This is a genomic window from Kitasatospora sp. NPDC058048 (assembly GCF_042885555.1).
Lineage (GTDB): Bacteria > Actinomycetota > Actinomycetes > Streptomycetales > Streptomycetaceae > Kitasatospora > Kitasatospora lactacystinica.
Genome location: NZ_JBHVRT010000012.1, coordinates 216,949 through 234,971, shown reverse-complemented (window position 1 = coordinate 234,971; position 18,023 = coordinate 216,949). Strand labels below are relative to the sequence as shown.

Here is an 18,023-nt window from a genome sequence, read left to right as displayed (position 1 = left end):
TCTGAGTCCCGCTGAGGGCCGGCCCGCGCGGGCCGGCCCTCAGCGGGACTCAGAGCCGCTGAGGGAGCTGCCGGGCGGGCGGCCCGCCGGTCCGCCCGGCGCCGGCCGGGGCGAACGACGGCCGGCCCGGGTCGAGCAGCCACATGCCCGGGCGGACCTCCACGGCGGCCGCCCGCCCGTCCGGACCGGTGATCCGCTCCGCGGTGCGGCGGGCGTAGGTGGCCCAGCGGCGGTCGCCGAGCCGTTCGGCGGCCCTCCCGCACTCGTCGAGCAGCCGGAGGGCGCCGAGCGGGAGCCCCTGGTGCAGGTTCACCATCGCCAGACCGCCCAGCGCGGCCACGACCCCCCGCAGGTCGTGGCCGGCCGAGCAGAGGGCCAGCGCCCGGCCGTACCGCCGGGCGGCGGTCGTCGGGCGGCCCAGGCCGAGCAGGACGTCGGCCTCGCCGATCCGGCAGCGCGCGGCCCCGAGCCGGTCTCCGGCCAGGCCGAACAGCCGGCGGGCCTCGCCGTACCGGCCGAGCGCCCGGTCCGCCTCGCGCCGCTGCCAGGCGAGGTCGCCCAGGGAGTGGAGCACCGCCGCCTCGGCGGCCGGGGAGCCCGCCCGGCGCGCGGCGTCGAGCGCGAGCCGGTGGGAGGCCTCCCACTGGTCCCAGACCGCGCAGGTCTGGAAGTACCCGGCGGTACTGCCCGCCAGCTCCCACACCAGGGACCACAGCCCGGCCGCGTGCGCCAGCCGCACCGACTGCACCAGCCCGGCGGCCTCCTGCCGGAACCAGGCCAGCGGCGCGCACGGCGCCGGTGCCCGGTCGCCCGCGCCGGACGACGGCGCCGGGGCCGGCTCCTCGGGCTGCCGGCTGCGGCCGGGCGTGAGCAGCGCGTCGGCCCGGCGGGCGAGGGACAGGTAGGCGTCGCACAGCCGTGCCGTCGCCGCGCGCAGCGAGTCCGTGCGCTCCTGCTGGCGCAGTTCCCCGGAGAGCACCCGCAGCAGCTCGTGGAAGCCGTAGCGGACCTGCCCGTCCGGCTGCGGCCTGGTCTCCAGCAACTGGGCGCGGACCAGGCCCTCCACCAGCTCCTCGGCGACGGACGCCTCGACGTCGAGCAGCGCCGCCACCGTCCACAGCGCGAAGTCGGGCACGGGGGCCAGCCCCAGCAGCCGGAACGCCCGCTGCTGCTCGGGCCGCGCCTCCTGGTACGCCGTCATCAGGCAGGCCCGCAGGTCGAGGTCGCCCTCGCGCAGCCGCTCCAGCCGGGTCCGTTCGTCGCGCAGCCGGGCCGCCAGGCCCTCGGCGGTGGTGTGCGGACGGGCGACCAGCGAGGCCGCCGCGACCCGCAGGGCGAGCGGCAGGTGACCGCAGAGCCCGGCGATCTCCGCCACCGCCACCGGGTCGGCCGCCATCAGCTCCCCGCCGGCGACGTGGAGCATCTCCATCGCCTCGTCCGGGCGCAGCGGCTGGAGGACGAGGTGCCGGGCGCCGTCGAGGGCGGAGAGCATCCGCCGGCCGGTGACGATCACCGAGCAGTCGCCGACCGCCGACAGCAGGGGGCGGACCTGCTCCTCCGAGCCCGCGTCGTCGAGCACCAGCAGCGGCCGGCGCCCCCGTAAGGCGCGCTGCAGTGCCGCGGTGAGCTGCCCGCGGTCCGCCGGGACCTGGTCCGCCGCGCCGTGGTCGCCCCCACCGAGCCCGCGCAGCAGGGCGGTTGTCGCCTCGTCGGCGGTCAGCGGCCGGCCGAGCGGCCCGCGCAGCCGGACCAGCACCTGGCCGTCCGGGAACGCGTCCGCGACCTGCCGGGCCAGCCGCACCGCGAACGCGGTCTTGCCCACGCCGGCCCGGCCGGCCACCGCCACCAGCCGCACCGGCGGCCGGCCGGCCTCGCCGCGCAGCATCCGCTCGGCCGAGGCGGTCTCCTCGTGGCGGCCGATGAGCCTCTCCGTCCCGCCGGGCAGCCCCCGCAGCGGCCCGGTGGTCGGGGAGGCGGCCCGGGCGGCGGACCCGCCGGCCGGCTCGGGAGGTCTCCAGTCGAGGGACGGGTCCGAGCGCAGGATCCGCTCCTGGAGGCGCTTGAGCGAGCGCCCGGGTTCCACGCCGAGCTCCTCGACCAGCGAGCGCCGCAGCCTGGCGTAGACCCGCAGGGCGTCCGACTGGCGGTCGGTGCGGTACAGCACCACCATCAGGTGGCCGTGCAGCGCCTCCCGCAGCGGGTGCTCGGTGGCCAGCGCCATCAGTTCCCCGGCGAGCTTGCGGTGGTGGCCGAGCCGCAGGTCCGCCCGGATCCGTTGGTCGAGCGACTCCATCCGCAGCTCGTCCAGCCGGATGGCGGTGCTCTCCAGGCGCACCCCGTGCGGCACGCCGGACAGCGCCGGGCCGGTCCACACCGCCAGCGCGTCGTGCAGCAGCCGGGAGGCGGCGGCGAAGTCGCCCTGCTCGTAGGCGGTACGGCCGGCCACCCGCAGCGTCTCGAAGCGGGCCAGGTCGAAGTCCTCCTCGGGCACCCGCAGCAGGTACCCCGGGGACCGGGTGAGCAGCAGTTCCTCGGTCTCCAGGCCGGGGGGTCTGCCCTCGGCCAGCAGCTTGCGCAGCTGGGAGATGTACACCTGGAGGGTGGTGGTCGCGGTGCGGGGCGGTTCGGTCCCCCAGAGCTCGTCGATCAGGCTGTCCGAGGAGATGACCTCCCCGGCGCGCACCAGCAGGGTCGCGAGCAGCGCGCGCGGTTTGGCGGCGGACGGCGTGCGGGGGGACAGCGAGACCGGCCCCAGGATCCGGAAGCGCATCACATGGTCCTTTCGATCGGCCGGGTTCAGCAGTCCTGCAGGAGGGAGGCGGAGGCACTGGCGACGACCCGGCTGCCCTGGCTGAAGACGACCCGCATCCGGGCGACCGGCCGGCCGGCCGCGTCCCGGGTGGGGCGGCGGGAGGAGACCGTGCAGGCGAGCGGCAGGTCGGTGTCCCCGAGGCCCCGGTAGGAGGTCCGCCAGTGGGTCAGGACGGCGTGGCCGGGCTCGAAGCCGTGCAGCTCCGCGGCCACCAGCAGGGACGCCTGCCGGGAGGCCTCCAGGAACAGCGACCCGGGGATCGGGCCGTCGGCCGCCGCGCGGAACAGCCCGTGCTCCGGGGCCGGGTCGACCGGCAGCAGGAACTCCCCGTCGAGGACCCTGAGCGGCGGACCGACCAGCACGTTGCGCGGGTCGCTCCGTCCGACGCGGGCCGGGCGCAGCGCCCCGTTCGCGCCGGACGCGGACACCGCGCAGGAGTCGTTCAGGCTCTCGCGCCTGCCCCGGGCGCGGTGGCTGCGGTGCACCCCGGGCATGACGAACACCAGCCTGGTCCGGTTGAGTCCGCAGTTCACTCCGTCGATGGCCACCCGGGCCACGCACTCCAGGCCGCGCGGGACGCCGTTGACCACGTCGCCCGGGGTCAGGGTGAGCTCCATGGCGAGGTGGGCGGCCCGCCCGGTGCGGCGCCACGGCGAGAGGTCCAGGACGTCGACGCTGCTGGAGGCGAAGGCCTCGGGCCGGTCGGCCGGGACCCGGAAGTACTGCTGGGCGATGAAATGCGCCGCCTGGTGCATCGTCTCCGCCGGGAACAGGACGTCGTGGAAGGTGCCCGGACCGTCGGTGAACAGCTCGTGCTCGTCCGGCAGTTCGGCCGACAGCACGAAGTGCTGCTCCTCCGGGGCGGTGGTGTCCAGGGCGAAGCCCTCGGCGGTGGAGGGGCGGCGCAGCAGGTGCAGCGGCGCGGCGGGCCGGCCGCCGGCGGGGAAGGGCCCGTCCGGTCGGGCGGGCGGGTAGGGGAACGGGAGCGCTGTATCCATGGCAGTGGTCCTCGGGTCGGTGGCGCCCGGAGCGTCGGGTCGGGTGGGGGCCGGGGCCCCCGGGGCTACCCGTGCGGCGCGGAGACCGTCCGCAACGGCGCGGAGGTGACCACGCGCAGGGACCGCGCGGCCTCGACCGAGTCGCAGCCGGCCAGTCCGAGCGCGTCCCGCAGCTCCTCGGTCAGCATGCGCAGGACGCCGCCGACCCCGGCCTGGCCGCCGGTGGCGAGGCCCCAGAACACCGGGCGGCCGACCAGGACGCCGTCGGCGCCGAGCGCCAGGGCCTTGACGATGTCGCTGCCGGTGCGCACCGCGCCGTCGACCAGGACCTCGCAGCGGCCGTCCACGGCGTCCCGGATCTCCGGGAGCACCGCCATCGGCGGTACGGCGCCGTCGAGTTGGCGCCCGCCGTGGTTGGAGACGACGATCGCGTCGACCCCCTGCTCCGCCGCCTGCCGGGCGTCGCGGGGATCGAGGAGCCCCTTGAGGACCAGCCGGAGTCCGGTGCGCTCGCGGAGCCGTTCGATGTGCCGCCAGGAGAGCGAGGCGGTCATGAAGGCCTTGGTGTGCTCCGCCACCGCGGACGTCCGGGACCGCTGGGCGTGGGCCCGGGAGGCCGAGCCGTCACCGAGGTGGGCGGCCTGGACGTCCAGCGGCAGGGTGAACTGGTTGCGCACGTCGCGCAGCCGGCGTCCCATCCAGGGCAGGTCCACGGTCAGCATCAGCGCCTCGCAGCCGGCCTGCTCGGCCCGGTCGACGAGGTCGAACAGCCTGGCCTCGTCGTTGAGCCAGTACAGCTGGAGCCAGAGCCGGCCGCCCTGGGCGGCGATCTCCTCCAGCGGGTAGCTGCTCAGGGTCCCGGTGACGAAGGGGACGCCGGCGTCCCGGGCCGCGCGGGCCACGGCGAGTTCGCCGTCCGGGTGCACCAGCCGGTGGTAGGCCATCGGGGCGACGGCGATCGGCGCCGCGGTGTCCCGGCCCAGCAGCGGGGACGCGGTGGCGCAGTCGGCGACGTCCCGCAGGACCCGCGGCACCAGGTGGAGCAGGTCGAAGGCGTCGCGGTTGGCGCGCACCGAGGACTCCGTGCCGCTGCCGCCGGCGACGAAGTCCCAGATGTCCGGCGGCAGGACCGCGGCGGCGGCCCGCTCCAGGTCCTGGAGGCAGGCGGGTTCGCGCTGCCACCGGGCGGCGGGCTCGTCGCGGACCGCCGGGGTGGGGAAGGAGGGGGCGGTCACCGCGCGGCACCGCCCTGCTTCGCCCGGTCCAGCTCGACGGCCTCGTACAGCGCCTTGATGTTGGAGCTCCCGAAGGTCTCCGCGCCCAGGCGCTCGATGACCTCGAAGAAGAGGGTGCGGCGGGGGTGGGCGGAGCGGGTGAAGATCTGGAACAGCTGGCCGGCGTGGTCCTCGTCCACCAGCAGGTTCCACCGGCGCAGGTCCTCCAGCGGGTGGTTCTTCGGGGTCAGCCGCCGGCCGAGGAGGTCGTAGTAGGAGCCGGGGGCGGTCAGGAACCGCACTCCGCGCTCGGACAGGGCGGTGACGGAGCGCACGGCGTCCTCCACCGAGAAGGCGATGTGCTGCACGCCCGCGCCGCCGTGGCGGGCGAGGAACTCGTCGATCTGCCCGGGGTCGGCGGTGGTGTCGGGTTCGATGACGGTGAAGGTCACCGTTCCCGAGGGGCTCTGGACGACCTTGGAGTCCATCCCCTGGGAACCGGTGACGATGCGTTCCTCGAAGATGGTGTCGAAGCCCAGGACCCGGCCGTAGTGGTCGACGGTCGCCTGGAGCTCGCCGGCGTCGACGCACACGGCGAAGTGGTCGATCCGCCGGAGGCCGACGGGCGGCGCGACCTCGCGCGCGGCGGCGAGGGCGGACGGGTCGACGACCAGTCCGTGGGGCAGCGCGGGCGGTGCGGCGCCGTCGTCCGGGACGAAGGTGTGCACGACGTCGCCGAAGCCGCCGACGGTCGCGGTGGTGCCGCCCGCCGGGTGCGGCGCCGGGGCGGCGACGGGCCGCGCGCCGCGCCGGGTGGCCTCGGCGAAGGCCGCGGTCACGTCGGGGACCCGCAGGGCGATGTCGGCGACCCCGTCACCGTGCCGTGCGGTGTAGGCGCCGGCGGGGTGGTCCGGGTCCCGGCTCTCGGTGAGGACGAGCGTGACGTCCCCCTGGGCGAGGGCGGTGCTCCTGAGGCCCGCTCCGGTCGCCACCTGCGGGGCGACGACCCGGAACGCGTACTGCCCGACCCAGGTGGCCGCGCCGGCGTCGATGTCGTCCACGCACAGCTCGACGTACTCGATGCCGAGGTTGCCGTAGACCGCGGACCCACTCACGTGATTCTCTCCTTGGAAATGTCGCAGGGCTCCACCGGCGCGGGGCGGGCGCGCCGGCCGCGCAGGCTCGGGTGGCGTGCCGTCCGCTGCCCGGGGCGGGCCGCCCCGGGCAGCGAACGGACGTGCGGCGGCGCTCAGTTGGCGGCCATGGCCTCGACCAGGCTCTTCGGGCGCATGTCCGTCCAGTTGGCCTCGACGTAGTCCAGGCACTCCTGGCGGCCGGCCTCGCCGAACGCGGTCTCCCAGCCCGCGGGCACCTCGACGGAGGCGGGCCACAGCGAGTGCTGCCCCTCCGCGTTGCGCAGGACCAGGTACGGGGCGTCGTTGTTCTCGAACGGGTTCGTCACTGTCGTCTTTCCTTAGCGGTGGTGGTGACGGCGCCGCGGGTTCGCGGCGGCCTCGGTTCAGTCGGCGGCCGGGACGCCGAGCCGGGACAGCAGGTCCCGCAGCAGGCCGGCCTGCTGGTCGGTGAGGTAGAAGTGCCCGCCCTCGAAGGCCCGCGCGGTGAAGGACGCCCGCGTCACCGGGGCCCACGCGGCCACCGACCCGGCGTCGGTGTCGGCGTCCTCGTCCCCGTAGTACGCGACGACGGGGACGTCCAGGACGGCACCGGCGGGATCGGCCCGGTACTCCTCCACGATGCGGTAGTCGGCCCGGACCGCCGGGAGCACCAGCTCCAGCAGGTCCGGGTGGTCCAGCGCGGCCGTCTCCGTGCCGCCCAGCTCCTTCAGGTGCCGGACGAGTTCCCGGTCGGGCGCGGTCGCGTACGACTGCTCCGGGACGCTCTCCCGCCCGGGGCCGGACCGCCCGGACACGAACAGGGCGGTGATCCGGGCGCCGTGCGCCTCCTGGAGCCGGCGGGCGGCCTCGAAGGCGACCGACGCGCCCATGCTGTGGCCGAAGAACGCCAGCGGCCGGTCGAGCAGCGGGAGGCACTCGGCGACCACCGGGGCCACCAGGGCCTCCATGGTCCGCGCGGGCGGTTCGAGCAGCCGGTCCTCCCGCCCCGGGTACCGCACCGCGAGCAGCTCCACGCCGTCGGGCAGGGACGGCCCCCACGCCCGGTAGAAGCTCGCCGCGCCGCCCGCGTGCGGGAAGCAGACGATCCGGGTGCGGGGCTCCGCCGACGGTTTCACTACTCGCAACCACTGGTGTGCTGGGCGCACGTCTTTCCTCTCAGCCTCGGTCTCGATGGCACCCCGGGGGCCCGCGGTGCGCGGGCCGGCCTCACCGCGCGGCGGCCGCGGCCTGCTCCCGGACGAAGCCGGCCAGCCGGTCCAGCCCCTCGTCGATCTCCGCGGGGAGCAGGTGGCTGAAGGACAGCCGCATCACCCGGCGCGGCTCGGAGTCCGCGTAGAAGTGGTGCAGCGGCGTCCACAGCACGCGGTGCCCGCCGGCGCTGAGCTCCAGCAGTTCGTCGCTCGTCGCGAAGGGCACGGTGAGCAGCAGGAAGAACCCGCCGCTCGGGGTGTTCCAGGAGACGCCGGGCACCTGTCCGGCGCCGAACCGCGCGGCCAGGCCGTCCAGCATCAGCCGGAGGTTCGCGCGGTACGTCTCCCGCTCGCGCGCGTTGGCCGCCCGCAGGCTGTGCCCGTTCTCCAGCAGCTTCCCGGCGATGACGGCCTGGGCGATCGGCGAGGTGTTCACCGTCGTCATGCTCTTGATCTTCGCCAGCTCGTCGGCCAGCAGGCCGGCCCCGCCCCGCGGGCCGGTGACGGGCTGGTCCGCGACCACGTAGCCGACCCGGGCGCCGGGGAGCCCGGTCTTGGCGAACGAGCCGAGGTAGACGACGCGTCCGTCGGTGTCGAGGGCCTTCATGGTCGGGGGCCCGTCGGGGTCGCCGAGCAGGCCGTACGGGTTGTCCTCCAGCACCAGGAGGTCGAGTTCCGCGGCGGCGCGCAGGGTCCGCAGCCGGTCCTCCCGGCTCATCCGCACCCCGCCGGGGTTGGCGAAGTCCGGTACGAGGTAGAGGGCCCGCGGACGCCGGCCCGCCGCCCTGGCCTCCCGCACCACGGCGGTGAGGTCCGCCAGGTCGACGCCCGCCGCGGACTCCCGGACCGGGAGCAGCGGCATGTCGACGAGCTGGGCGGCCCCGTGCACCCCGACGTAGCTCGGCGTCACCGCGAGCAGCACGTCCTCGGGGGTGGCGCGCAGCGCCCGCAGGGTCAGGTAGAGCGCCTCCTGGCAGCCAACGGTGACCACGACGGCCTCCGGGTCCACCACGATGCCCTCGTCGACGGCCAGGTGGGTCGCGACCAGTTCGTGGATGACGCCCTTGGTGCGGCCGTACTGGAGGACGGTGCGCCGGACCTTCGCCTCGTCACCGTCGAAACGCTCGGAGAGGTGGCGGCGGTAGACGTCGAGGTGGCGGTGGACGTCGTCGAGGTCGAAGTAGCCCTCGAACGGTCGGCCCGCGGCGAAGGACACCGCGTCCGGGTAGTCCTGGGACACCTCGTTGAGAAAGTTCATCGACGCGCTCACCGGGGAGCCCAGCGATTCGTGCAGGTCCCGGACGTCGAGGGGCAGGGACGAGCCTGCCACGGTGCGGTTGCCCAACGGGCCCACTTCCCTTCTGACGGTTCGGCTCGGAGGTTCCGGCTCAGCGCACGGAGGCGACGGCGCGCGGTCGGCTGCCGGTCGCGAAGGCGTCCAGCACGCGCGCCGCGACCTCGTCGGGGGAGTCGCCGCGCGACACCAGCCACGCCCGCGGCGCGGCGGCCGGGGCGTCGGCGTGCAGCCTGCGGCGTCCGCCGCCCGTCACGTTGAGCAGGCAGGTCGCGTCCGGCGCGAGCCGCCCGTCCCGGACGGCGTCGCGCAGCGCCGCCACGGCGACGGCGGCCGCCGGCTCGATGTCGATGCCCTCCAGCTCCTCGAACACCGCCCGGGCCGCCTCCGCCTCCGCGCGGCCGGCGACCAGCATGTCGCCGGAGCCGGCGCGCAGGACGTCCCGGACACCGCCGCCGACGAGGTAGGGGGGCGTCGCGTTGGCCAGCTCCGGGGCGTAGAGGTCGAGCGGTGCCGCGGCCCGTGCCGGGTCCTCCGGCTGCCCCTGCCACGCCCGGCCGAGCGGGGCGAAGTCCGCGTTCTGGCACAGGAGCATCCGCGGGACCGACTGCCCGTCGGCGGCACCGGAGGCGATGAGGCGCTCGGCGGCCTCGTGGACGGCGATCGCCCCGGCGCCGCTTCCCACGGCCTGGACGTAGACCTCGGGAAGGACCCCCATCTCCTCGAAGGCGGCGAGGGCGACCACGCCCAGCCCGTCGCGGCGGCCGACGTTGCGGACCCCGCCCTCGGCGAAGAACCCGGGACCGCAGGCGATCAGCTTCCGGCTGAAGTCGATCGCGTCGTTGTACGTGGCATCTTCGAGCGCGACCACCTGGACGTCCGCCGACCCCGCGTCGGCGGCCGCCACGGTCGGCAGCGCCCGGCTCGGGACCACCAGCAGCCGGGGGACTCCCTCGCTCCCGGCCGCGGCGAAGGCCGCCGCGGTGTTGCCGGCCGAGGCGATGACCATCACACCGGCCTGCTCGGGGGTGCGTCCCAGCACCGCGAAGGCCTCGAGCTCCTTGAAGGAGCCGGAGGTCATCCGGCAGCCGCGTTCGGGCCAGTACCCGCTGAAGGAGATCCACAGGTCGGTCAGGCCGAGGGCCTTCCCGAGCCCCGCGCTCCGGTAGACGGCCGGCCGGTGGGAGCCCTCGACCTCGCGTCGGACCGGCAGCCAGTCGTAGCGGAAGATGCCGGACCGCTCCGGCGTGACGGTGAACCGCTGTTCCGCGTACTCGCTGCGCAGCAGGGTGTCGTCCCCGCATCGCGGGCAGCTCAGGCAGAGCCCGTCGTCGGAGCTCCGCCAGTCGCAGCCGGCGCAAACGAGCAGGTAGGTACAAGCAGGATCCACGAGGGTGCGTTCCTTTCGCGTCGAACGGCGTCCCCGCCGCGGGCGCACCTGTCCGCGGACATCGCGGACCGGCCCCTGCCGCACGGTCGGAGGCATGCGTGTTCAGCCCTTTTCCGGCGCGCACCGGGACCTGCCGGGCACGCCGAAGTGCGACGCGCGACAATCGCGGCGTCGATATCCGGAAAAAGGGAAAAGACTGCCTGATAAACGCCTCGGCGGCCTTCTAAGGAAGGGGACCGATGGGCTTTATGACATGTTCAGGACAGATTTCAGAGGGGCGTGGCCCCGAAAAGAAGGATTGCTGTGGACCCTGTTGGAATGGGTCGAAAACTGTTCATCATACCCCGTTGTCCCCCGACGTGTGCAGCAAGCGTGTTCTGCGGGCTTGCGAGTGACCAGCATAGACGCCGCAATCGCAGTTTTCCTGTGACCGGGCTCACATTGCAGGGCTTCTGAAGATCGACTTTACTGTCCTGACGCCTGCTCAGGAGCCCGTCGGATGTTGGCCGAGTCTGCCATCCGGACGCGGGAGCGGCGATCGCCGCGCATGGTTCATCATGTGCGCTTCGCGTGGCGAAGTGTCGGCAATACGGGGGAAAGTCAATGTGTGAGCGTTGTGGCGGGAATGGTCTCGCCAGATGTACCGAAGAGGGTCCTTCGATTCGCGGGCGGGGCCGTCGGCCCATTCCACGCAGGGGGGGTTCTGCGTCAATGCCCGCCGTTTTCTCCACACTTCTTTCGCCGGCGGTTCACTGACGCGTCGGCCGGTCCGCGCCAGGATTGATCCGAAAAGCGGACAGACCATGACCGGTCGCCCGGGATTCCCGCGGTTCCGGTTTCCCCGAGGGGGCGGCTCGGGCTGCCCGGCGCCGGAGCGGCCGCCGTCCGGCCCGCCCGCGTCCCCCGTCGCCCGCCCGCCCGATTCCGCGCCCGGCCGTCCCTCCTCCGCAGGGTCAGGCCGAGGCCTCGGCCTGCCGTCGCGGCGGCCTCCCGGCGCCGGCACCTCCCCCGGGAGGCCCCTGCCCCGAGGCCGGACGACCCCGGGCCCCGCACGCACGCACGCGTGGAAACACGCTCACAACGGGACGATGGAGTGGTATGAGCACGTCAGAAGTCGGCGTCGCGTACAAGGAGCTCTCTGCCGCGCAGCGAGGCATCTGGAACGCTCAGCAACTCGACCCGGACAACCCCGTCTACAGCGTGGCCCAGTGCCTGGAGATCGAAGGGGACCTGGACCAGCAGCTGTTCGAGCGGGCCGTACGGGAGATCACCGCACGGGTCGAACCCCTCCACGTGCGCTTCACCGGATCGGGCACCTCGCTGCGCCAGTACGTGGCCGCCCCGGACGACTGGCCGCTGCACACCTTCGACGTCAGCGCCGAGCACGACCCGGTCGCCGCCGCCGAGGCCTGGATGCGCGCCGACCTGGCCCGGCCCATGCGGCTGGACCGCGACCGCCTCTTCACCTACGCCCTGTTCCGCGTCGCCGCCGACCGCCACCTCTGGTACCAGCGCGGCCACCACATCGCCGCCGACGGCTTCAGTGGCGCCATCGTCGCCTCCCGGGTGGCCGCCCACTACACCGCCCTCGCGGCCGGCGGCCCGGTGCCCGAGCCGCGGACGGTGCCGCTGGACACCCTCCTGGACAAGGACACCGAGTACCGCGCCTCGGCGAGCTTCGCCGAGGACCGCGCCTACTGGGCCGAAACCCTGGCCGACCGGCCGGACATGCCCAGCCTCAGCGGCGGACGCCCGCCCGTCGACACCCCGCACACCCTGGCCCGGCACGCCGAGACCGTCGACGCCGAGACCTCCGCGCACCTCCGCACGGCCGCACGCGGTCTGCGGACCACCGTCTCCGGCCTGGCCATCGCCGCCTCCGTGCTCTGCTTCCACCGCCTGACCGGCGTCGAGGACGTCGTCATCGGCGTCCCCGTCCTCGGCCGGAGCCGCCAGGAACTCGACGTCCCCGGCATGGCGGCCAACATGCTGCCGATCCGGGTGGCCGTGTCGGACGACCTCACCCTCCAGCAACTCGTCCGGCGGGTCGGGACCGCGATCCGCACCGCGCTGCGCCACCAGCGGTACCGCTACGAGGACATCCTCCGGGACCTCGGGCTGGTCGGCCGCGGCAACCTGTTCAGCCTGGTCATGAGCGCCATGCCGTTCGACTACGACCTCGCCTTCGGCACCTGCTCGGTCCGGCTGAAGCCGCTGGGCGGCGGCCACTTCAACGACTTCTCGCTGTCGCTCTACGACAACTCCACCGACGGCCTCATCGGCATCGCCTCGGACGTCAACCCCGAGCTCTACAGCGACGACACCAACCGCGCCAAGGTGGCGCTCTTCCGCAACACCCTGCTGGCGATGGCCGCCGCCCCCGCCGACACCCCGCTCCGGCGGATCGAGGTGTTGGGCGAGGCGGAGCGGGAGCTGATGCTGTGGGGGTGGAACGACACGGCGCGTGAGGTGCCGGCGGTGACGCTGCCGGAGCTGTTCGAGGCGCAGGTGGTGCGGTCGCCGGGTGCGGTGGCGGTGTCGGACGCGGCGGGTGGTGTGACGTACGGGGAGTTGAACGAGCGGGCGAACCGGTTGGCGCATCTGCTGGTCGCCGAGGGTGTGGGGCCGGAGGACCTGGTCGCGGTGTGCCTGCCGCGCTCGGTGGAGCTGGTGGTGTCGCTGCTGGCGGTGGGGAAGGCGGGGGCGGCGTACCTGCCGCTGGATCCGGAGTACCCGGTCGAGCGGCTGGCGGCGACGGTGGCGGACGCCCGGCCGTCGGTGCTGGTCGCCTCCGGTGCGACGGCGGGGCCGGGCCTGGGCGTCGACGCCGGGGTGCGGCGGATCGACCTGGACGCCGCGGAGAGCGCCGATGCGCTTGGTGTGCTGTCGACTTCGAATCCGGTGCGTGCGGGTCACTGTCCGGAGAGTCCGGCGTATGTCATTTACACCTCGGGGTCGACGGGTCGGCCGAAGGGTGTGGTGGTGACGCAGGCGGGCCTGGTGAATTACGTGGTCCGGTGTGTGGAGGTGTATCCGGAGGTTTCGGGGCTGACGGTGCTGCACGCGTCGGTGTCGTTCGACGCGGGTGTGACGGGTCTGTACGGGGCTCTGGTGTGCGGTGGCGAGGTGGTGGTCGCCGCGTTGGACGACGGGTTGCCGGGTGTGTTGGGTGGTCGGCGTCCGTCGTTCATGAAGGTGACGCCGAGCGCGTTGGCGGTGCTGGACTCGCTGGGCGATCGGGTGAGCCCGTCGGGTCGGCTGATGGTGGGCGGTGAGGCGGTCCAGGCGGCGGCGGTGGCGCAGTGGCGTGAGCGTCATCCGGGTGTCGCGGTGGTGGACCACTACGGTCCGACGGAGGCGACGGTCGGGTGCACCGACTTCCTGCTTCCGGAGGAGCTGGACGGGTCGGAGGTCGTGCCGATCGGCCGGCCGATGTGGAACACCCGGGCGTACGTGCTGGATTCCGGGCTGCGTCCGGTCCCGGTGGGTGCGGCGGGTGAGCTGTACATCGCCGGTGTGCAGCTGGCGCGCGGCTACCTGGGCCGTCCGGGTCTGACGGCGGAGCGTTTCGTGGCCTGCCCGTTCGGCGGGGCAGGTGAGCGGATGTACCGCACCGGTGACCTGGCCCGTTGGCGTGAGGACGGGGCGCTGGAGTACCTGGGGCGCACCGACGACCAGGTGAAGGTGCGCGGTTACCGGATCGAGCTGGGCGAGATCGAGTCCGTCCTGCTCGGTCGGGCGGGTGTGGTCCAGGGTGTGGTGATCGTCCGCGAGGACGTCCCCGGCGACAGGCGGCTGACCGCCTACGCCGTCCCGGACACGGATGCGGACGTGGAGCTGGATGCCGTCGCGCTGCGGGATGCGCTCGCGACGGCGCTTCCCGACTACATGGTCCCATCCGCGGTCGTGCTGCTGGAGGCGCTGCCGCTGACCGTCAACGGCAAGCTGGACCGCCGTGCCCTGCCGGCCCCGGACCGGACCGCCGAACTGGAGGCCTCCTACCGGGCGCCCCGGACGCCCGAGGAGACGCTCCTGTGCGAGGCGTTCGCCGAGGTCCTCGGACTGGAGCGGGTCGGCATCGACGACAACTTCTTCGAACTCGGCGGGCATTCGCTGCTGGCGGTGACGCTGGTGGAGCGGCTGCGGGCGAGCGGTGTGTCGGTGTCGGTGCGGGCGCTGTTCCAGGCGCCGACTCCGGCCGGGCTGGCGGCCGTTGACGCAGGTCAGGCGTTCGTGGTGCCGGAGAGCCGGATCCCGCGGGACGCGACCGCTCTCACCCCGGACATGGTCACGCTGGCCGAGGTCACCGAGGACGATCTCGCGCGGATCGTGGAGCAGGTGCCGGGCGGTGCGGCGAACGTCGCCGACGTCTACCCGCTGGCGCCGCTGCAGGAGGGCATCTTCTTCCACCACCTGCTGGACGCCGACCAGGGTCGTGACGTCTACACGCTGCCGACCGTGCTGGCCTTCGACTCGCGGGAGCGGGTCGACGGATTCGTGTCCGCGCTGCAGTCCGTGGTGGACCGGCACGACATCCTGCGGACGGCCGTGCTCTGGGAGGGACTGTCCCAGCCGCTCCAGGTCGTCCTGCGGCAGGCTCCGCTGGTGGTGTCCGAGATCGCCCCGGCGGCCGATGCCGGTGACGACGCGGTCGCCCGGCTGCTGGCGGCGTGCCCGCCGTCGATGGACATCCGACGGGCACCACTTCTTGACCTGACTGTCACTCAGGGGACCGCTGGTGGCCGATGGTTGGTCGTTCTGCGCAGCCACCACCTGATCCGGGACCACCAAGCGCTGGAAGTCCTGCTGGACGAGGTGCGCGCGCACCTGGACCAGGACGTCGAGCGCCTGCCGGAACCGGCGCCGTACCGCGACTTCGTCGCGCACGCGCGCCTGGCGGTCACCGCCGAGCAGCACCGCGCGTACTTCGAGCGGGCGCTCGGTGACGTCGAGGAGCCGACCGCGCCGTACGGCGTGCTCGACACCCACGGCGACGGCGGCGAGGTCGGTGAGACGATCGTCGAGCTGTCGGACGAATTGGCCGCTCATGTCCGGAAGTTGGCGCGCCTGAACGGTGTGAGTGCGGCGGCGTTCTTCCACCTGGCGTGGGCGCGGGTCGCGGCGGCGACGACCGGGCAGACGCACCCGGTGTTCGGCACCGTGCTGCTCGGCCGGATGGACGCGGGAGGTGCGGCAAGCCGTACGCCGGGTCTGTACATCAACACGCTGCCGATCCGGGTCGACGCCACCCAGCGACTGGGCGAAGGACTGCGGGCGGCGCAGGCGCAGTTGGCCGAACTGCTGAACCATGAGCATGCCCCGCTGTCCCTCGCCCAGCAGGCGACCAGCCTGCCGGCGCAGAGTCCACTGTTCACCTCGCTCATCAACTACCGTCACAGCAAGCCGCGTTCGGAGTCCGGCCAGGGGAACCTGCCGGAGACCGGGATCGCGGGCATCGACATCCTGTACGCCCATGAGGGCAACAACTACCCGCTGACGGTGTCGGTGGACGACACCGGTGTCGGGTTCCGTTTCACCGTGCAGGCGTGTGCTCCGATGGACTCGGGTGTGGTCTGCGGTCTGCTGTGCACGGCGGTGGAGAACCTGGTCGGCGGGCTGGAGCAGGACTCCGCCGCCACGCTCGACCGGATCGCCGTTCTCGACGACAGGCAGCGGGAGTTGGTGCTGCGCGGATGGAACGACACGGCGCGTGAGGTGCCGGTGGGGACGTTGCCGGGGCTTTTCGAGGCGCAGGTGGCGCGGACGCCGGATGCGGTGGCGGTGGTGTTCGGCAGTGGTGCTGCGCGTGAGGTCGTGTCGTACGCGGAGTTGAACGAGCGGGCGAACCGCCTGGCGCACCTGCTGGTCGAGGCCGGCGTTGGGCCGGAGCACCTGGTGGCGGTGTGTCTGCCGCGCTCGGTGGAGCTGGTGGTGTCGTTGCTGGCGATCGGGAAGGCGGGGGCGGCGTATCTGCCGCTGGACCCCGACTATCCGGCGGAGCGTCTGGCCTCGACCTTGGAGGACGGCCGTCCGGCGGTGCTGGTCACCGACAGTGTGACGATGGACGAGGCCTTGGCAGTTGGTGTCCGGCGGATCGATCTGGACAGCCCGGACACTGTCAACGCGCTTGGCATGCGGGCGGTTTCGAACCCGGAGCGTCCGGGCCATGGCCCGCAGAGTCCGGCGTACGTGATCTACACCTCGGGGTCGACGGGTCGTCCGAAGGGTGTGGTGGTTGCGCACGACGGTGTGGTGAACCGTTTGGCGTGGATGCAGGACGACTACGGCCTGACGCCGTCGGATCGGGTGTTGCAGAAGACTCCGGTCGGGTTCGACGTGTCCGTGTGGGAGTTCTTCTGGCCGCTGACCACCGGCGCAACGCTCGTGGTCGCGCGTCCGGACGGGCATCGCGATCCGGCCTACCTGGCGGAGGTGATCCGCGCGGAGGGCGTGACCGTCGCGCACTTCATCCCGTCGATGATGCAGGTGTTCCTGCTGGAGCCGGCCGCGCGGACCTGCACATCTCTGCGGGCGGTGTTCGCGAGTGGCGAGGCGTTGTCGCCGGAGCTGCGGGACGCGTTCCTGCGCGACATGGGCATCCCGCTGCACAACCTGTACGGCCCCACCGAGGCGTCGATCGACGTCACCGCCTGGGAGTGTGTGCCGGGGACGGCGACGGTGCCGATCGGTGGGCCGGTCAGTAACACCCGGGTGTACGTGCTGGACGCGGCGCTGCGGCCGGTTCCGGTCGGTGTCGCAGGCGAGTTGTATCTCGCGGGTGTGCAGTTGGCCCGTGGGTACCTGAACCGTCCGGGTCTGACGGCGGAGCGCTTCGTGGCCTGCCCGTTCGGCGGGCCGGGGGAGCGCATGTACCGCACCGGTGACCTCGCCCGTTGGCGGGAGGACGGCACGCTGGACTACCTGGGTCGTACGGACGACCAGGTGAAGGTGCGTGGCTACCGCATCGAGCTGGGTGAGATCGAGGCCGCCCTGCTGGGCCGTCCCGATGTCGCGCAGGCGGCCGTGATCGTCCGCGAGGACGTCCCGGGCGACAAGCGCATCGCCGCCTACGTGGTGCCCGCCGCCGGCACGGAGGTGGATACCGCCGAGATCAGGGCCGGGCTGGGCGCCGTCCTGCCCGAGTACATGGTCCCGTCCGCGATCACGGCGCTGGACGCACTCCCGCTGACCGTCAACGGCAAGCTCGACCGCCGCGCTCTCCCGGCCCCCGAGATCACCGCGATCCAGGAGGCCTACCGGGCGCCGCGCACGGCGGACGAGGAACTCCTCTGCGAGGTGTTCGCCGAGGTCCTCGGGCTGGAGCAGGTCGGCATCGACGACAACTTCTTCGAGCTCGGCGGGCACTCCCTGTTGGCCGTCACCCTGGTCGAGCGCCTGCGCTCGCGCGGCCTGCAGGTCTCGGTGCGGGCGCTCTTCCAGGCGCCGACTCCGGCCGGACTCGCGGCCGTCGACACCGGCCGGGCCTTCGTGGTGCCGGAGAACCGGATCCCCAGCGACGCGACCGTCCTCACCCCGGACATGGTCACGCTGGCCGAGGTCACCGAGGGCGATCTCGCGCGGATCGTGGAGCAGGTGCCGGGCGGTGCGGCGAACATCGCCGACATCTACCCGCTGGCGCCGCTGCAGGAGGGGATCTTCTTCCACCACCTGCTGGACGCGGACCAGGGCCGCGACGTCTACATCGTCCCGGTTGTTCTGGGCTTCGACTCCCGCGAGCGCGTCGACGCGTTCGTGACCGCGCTCCAGCACGTCGTCGACCGGCACGACATCCTGCGGACGGTCGTGCTGTGGGAGGGCATCTCCCAGCCGCTCCAGGTCGTCCTGCGCCGGGCGCCGTTGGCGGTCGAGGAGGTCGCGCTCACCGGGGACCAGGGCGATGACGCGGTGGCCCGGCTGCTGGCGGCCTGCCCGCCGTCGATGGACATCCGGCAGGCACCGATGCTCGATCTGACGATCACTCGCATCACT

Annotated in this window: 9 protein-coding genes (1 of these 9 running past the window's edge); 1 reads left to right on the top strand and 8 read right to left on the bottom strand. The window is 73.5% G+C overall.

Translation table 11 applies throughout. From position 1 onward, the window contains the following. Window positions 1-49 precede the first annotated feature (49 nt). The 8 genes from ACFVVA_RS16200 to ACFVVA_RS16165 form a co-directional block, all read right to left on the bottom strand. On the bottom strand, window positions 50-2,770 hold the full coding sequence (locus ACFVVA_RS16200; RefSeq protein WP_387689937.1) for a BTAD domain-containing putative transcriptional regulator: 2,721 nt from the start codon (window positions 2,768-2,770) through the stop codon (window positions 50-52). 26 nt (window positions 2,771-2,796) lie between these two features. After that, window positions 2,797-3,810: an AfsA-related hotdog domain-containing protein gene (locus ACFVVA_RS16195; RefSeq protein WP_387689935.1), complete on the bottom strand. Its 1,014-nt coding sequence runs from the start codon at window positions 3,808-3,810 to the stop codon at window positions 2,797-2,799. A 65-nt stretch (window positions 3,811-3,875) separates the two neighbouring features. Beyond that, window positions 3,876-5,045, bottom strand: a complete 1,170-nt coding sequence (locus tag ACFVVA_RS16190; protein WP_387689933.1) for an alpha-hydroxy acid oxidase — start codon at window positions 5,043-5,045, stop codon at window positions 3,876-3,878. After that, window positions 5,042-6,139: a 4-hydroxyphenylpyruvate dioxygenase gene (gene hppD, locus ACFVVA_RS16185; RefSeq protein ID WP_387689932.1), complete on the bottom strand. Its 1,098-nt coding sequence runs from the start codon at window positions 6,137-6,139 to the stop codon at window positions 5,042-5,044. Before hppD ends, ACFVVA_RS16190 begins: the two co-directional genes overlap by 4 nt. Window positions 6,140-6,273: 134 nt before the next feature. Next, on the bottom strand, window positions 6,274-6,486 hold the full coding sequence (locus tag ACFVVA_RS16180; RefSeq protein WP_359897597.1) for an MbtH family protein: 213 nt from the start codon (window positions 6,484-6,486) through the stop codon (window positions 6,274-6,276). A 57-nt stretch (window positions 6,487-6,543) separates the two neighbouring features. Then, complete coding sequence (locus ACFVVA_RS16175; RefSeq protein WP_387689930.1) at window positions 6,544-7,305, bottom strand: thioesterase II family protein; 762 nt, start codon at window positions 7,303-7,305, stop codon at window positions 6,544-6,546. Between the two features lie 61 nt (window positions 7,306-7,366). After that, window positions 7,367-8,695 carry a PLP-dependent aminotransferase family protein gene (locus ACFVVA_RS16170; RefSeq protein WP_387689928.1) on the bottom strand — a complete coding sequence of 443 codons (1,329 nt, stop codon included), beginning with the start codon at window positions 8,693-8,695 and terminating at the stop codon, window positions 7,367-7,369. A 43-nt stretch (window positions 8,696-8,738) separates the two neighbouring features. Then, on the bottom strand, window positions 8,739-10,034 hold the full coding sequence (locus ACFVVA_RS16165) for a cysteate synthase (protein ID WP_387689926.1): 1,296 nt from the start codon (window positions 10,032-10,034) through the stop codon (window positions 8,739-8,741). A 1,098-nt stretch (window positions 10,035-11,132) separates the two neighbouring features. Between ACFVVA_RS16165 and ACFVVA_RS16160 the strand changes: the two genes are divergently transcribed. After that, window positions 11,133-18,023: the 5' portion of an amino acid adenylation domain-containing protein gene (locus ACFVVA_RS16160; RefSeq protein ID WP_387689924.1), read on the top strand. 6,063 nt of this gene lie beyond the right edge of the window; 6,891 of the gene's 12,954 nt are visible here — the first part of the coding sequence; it begins with the start codon at window positions 11,133-11,135; its stop codon lies off the right edge, out of view.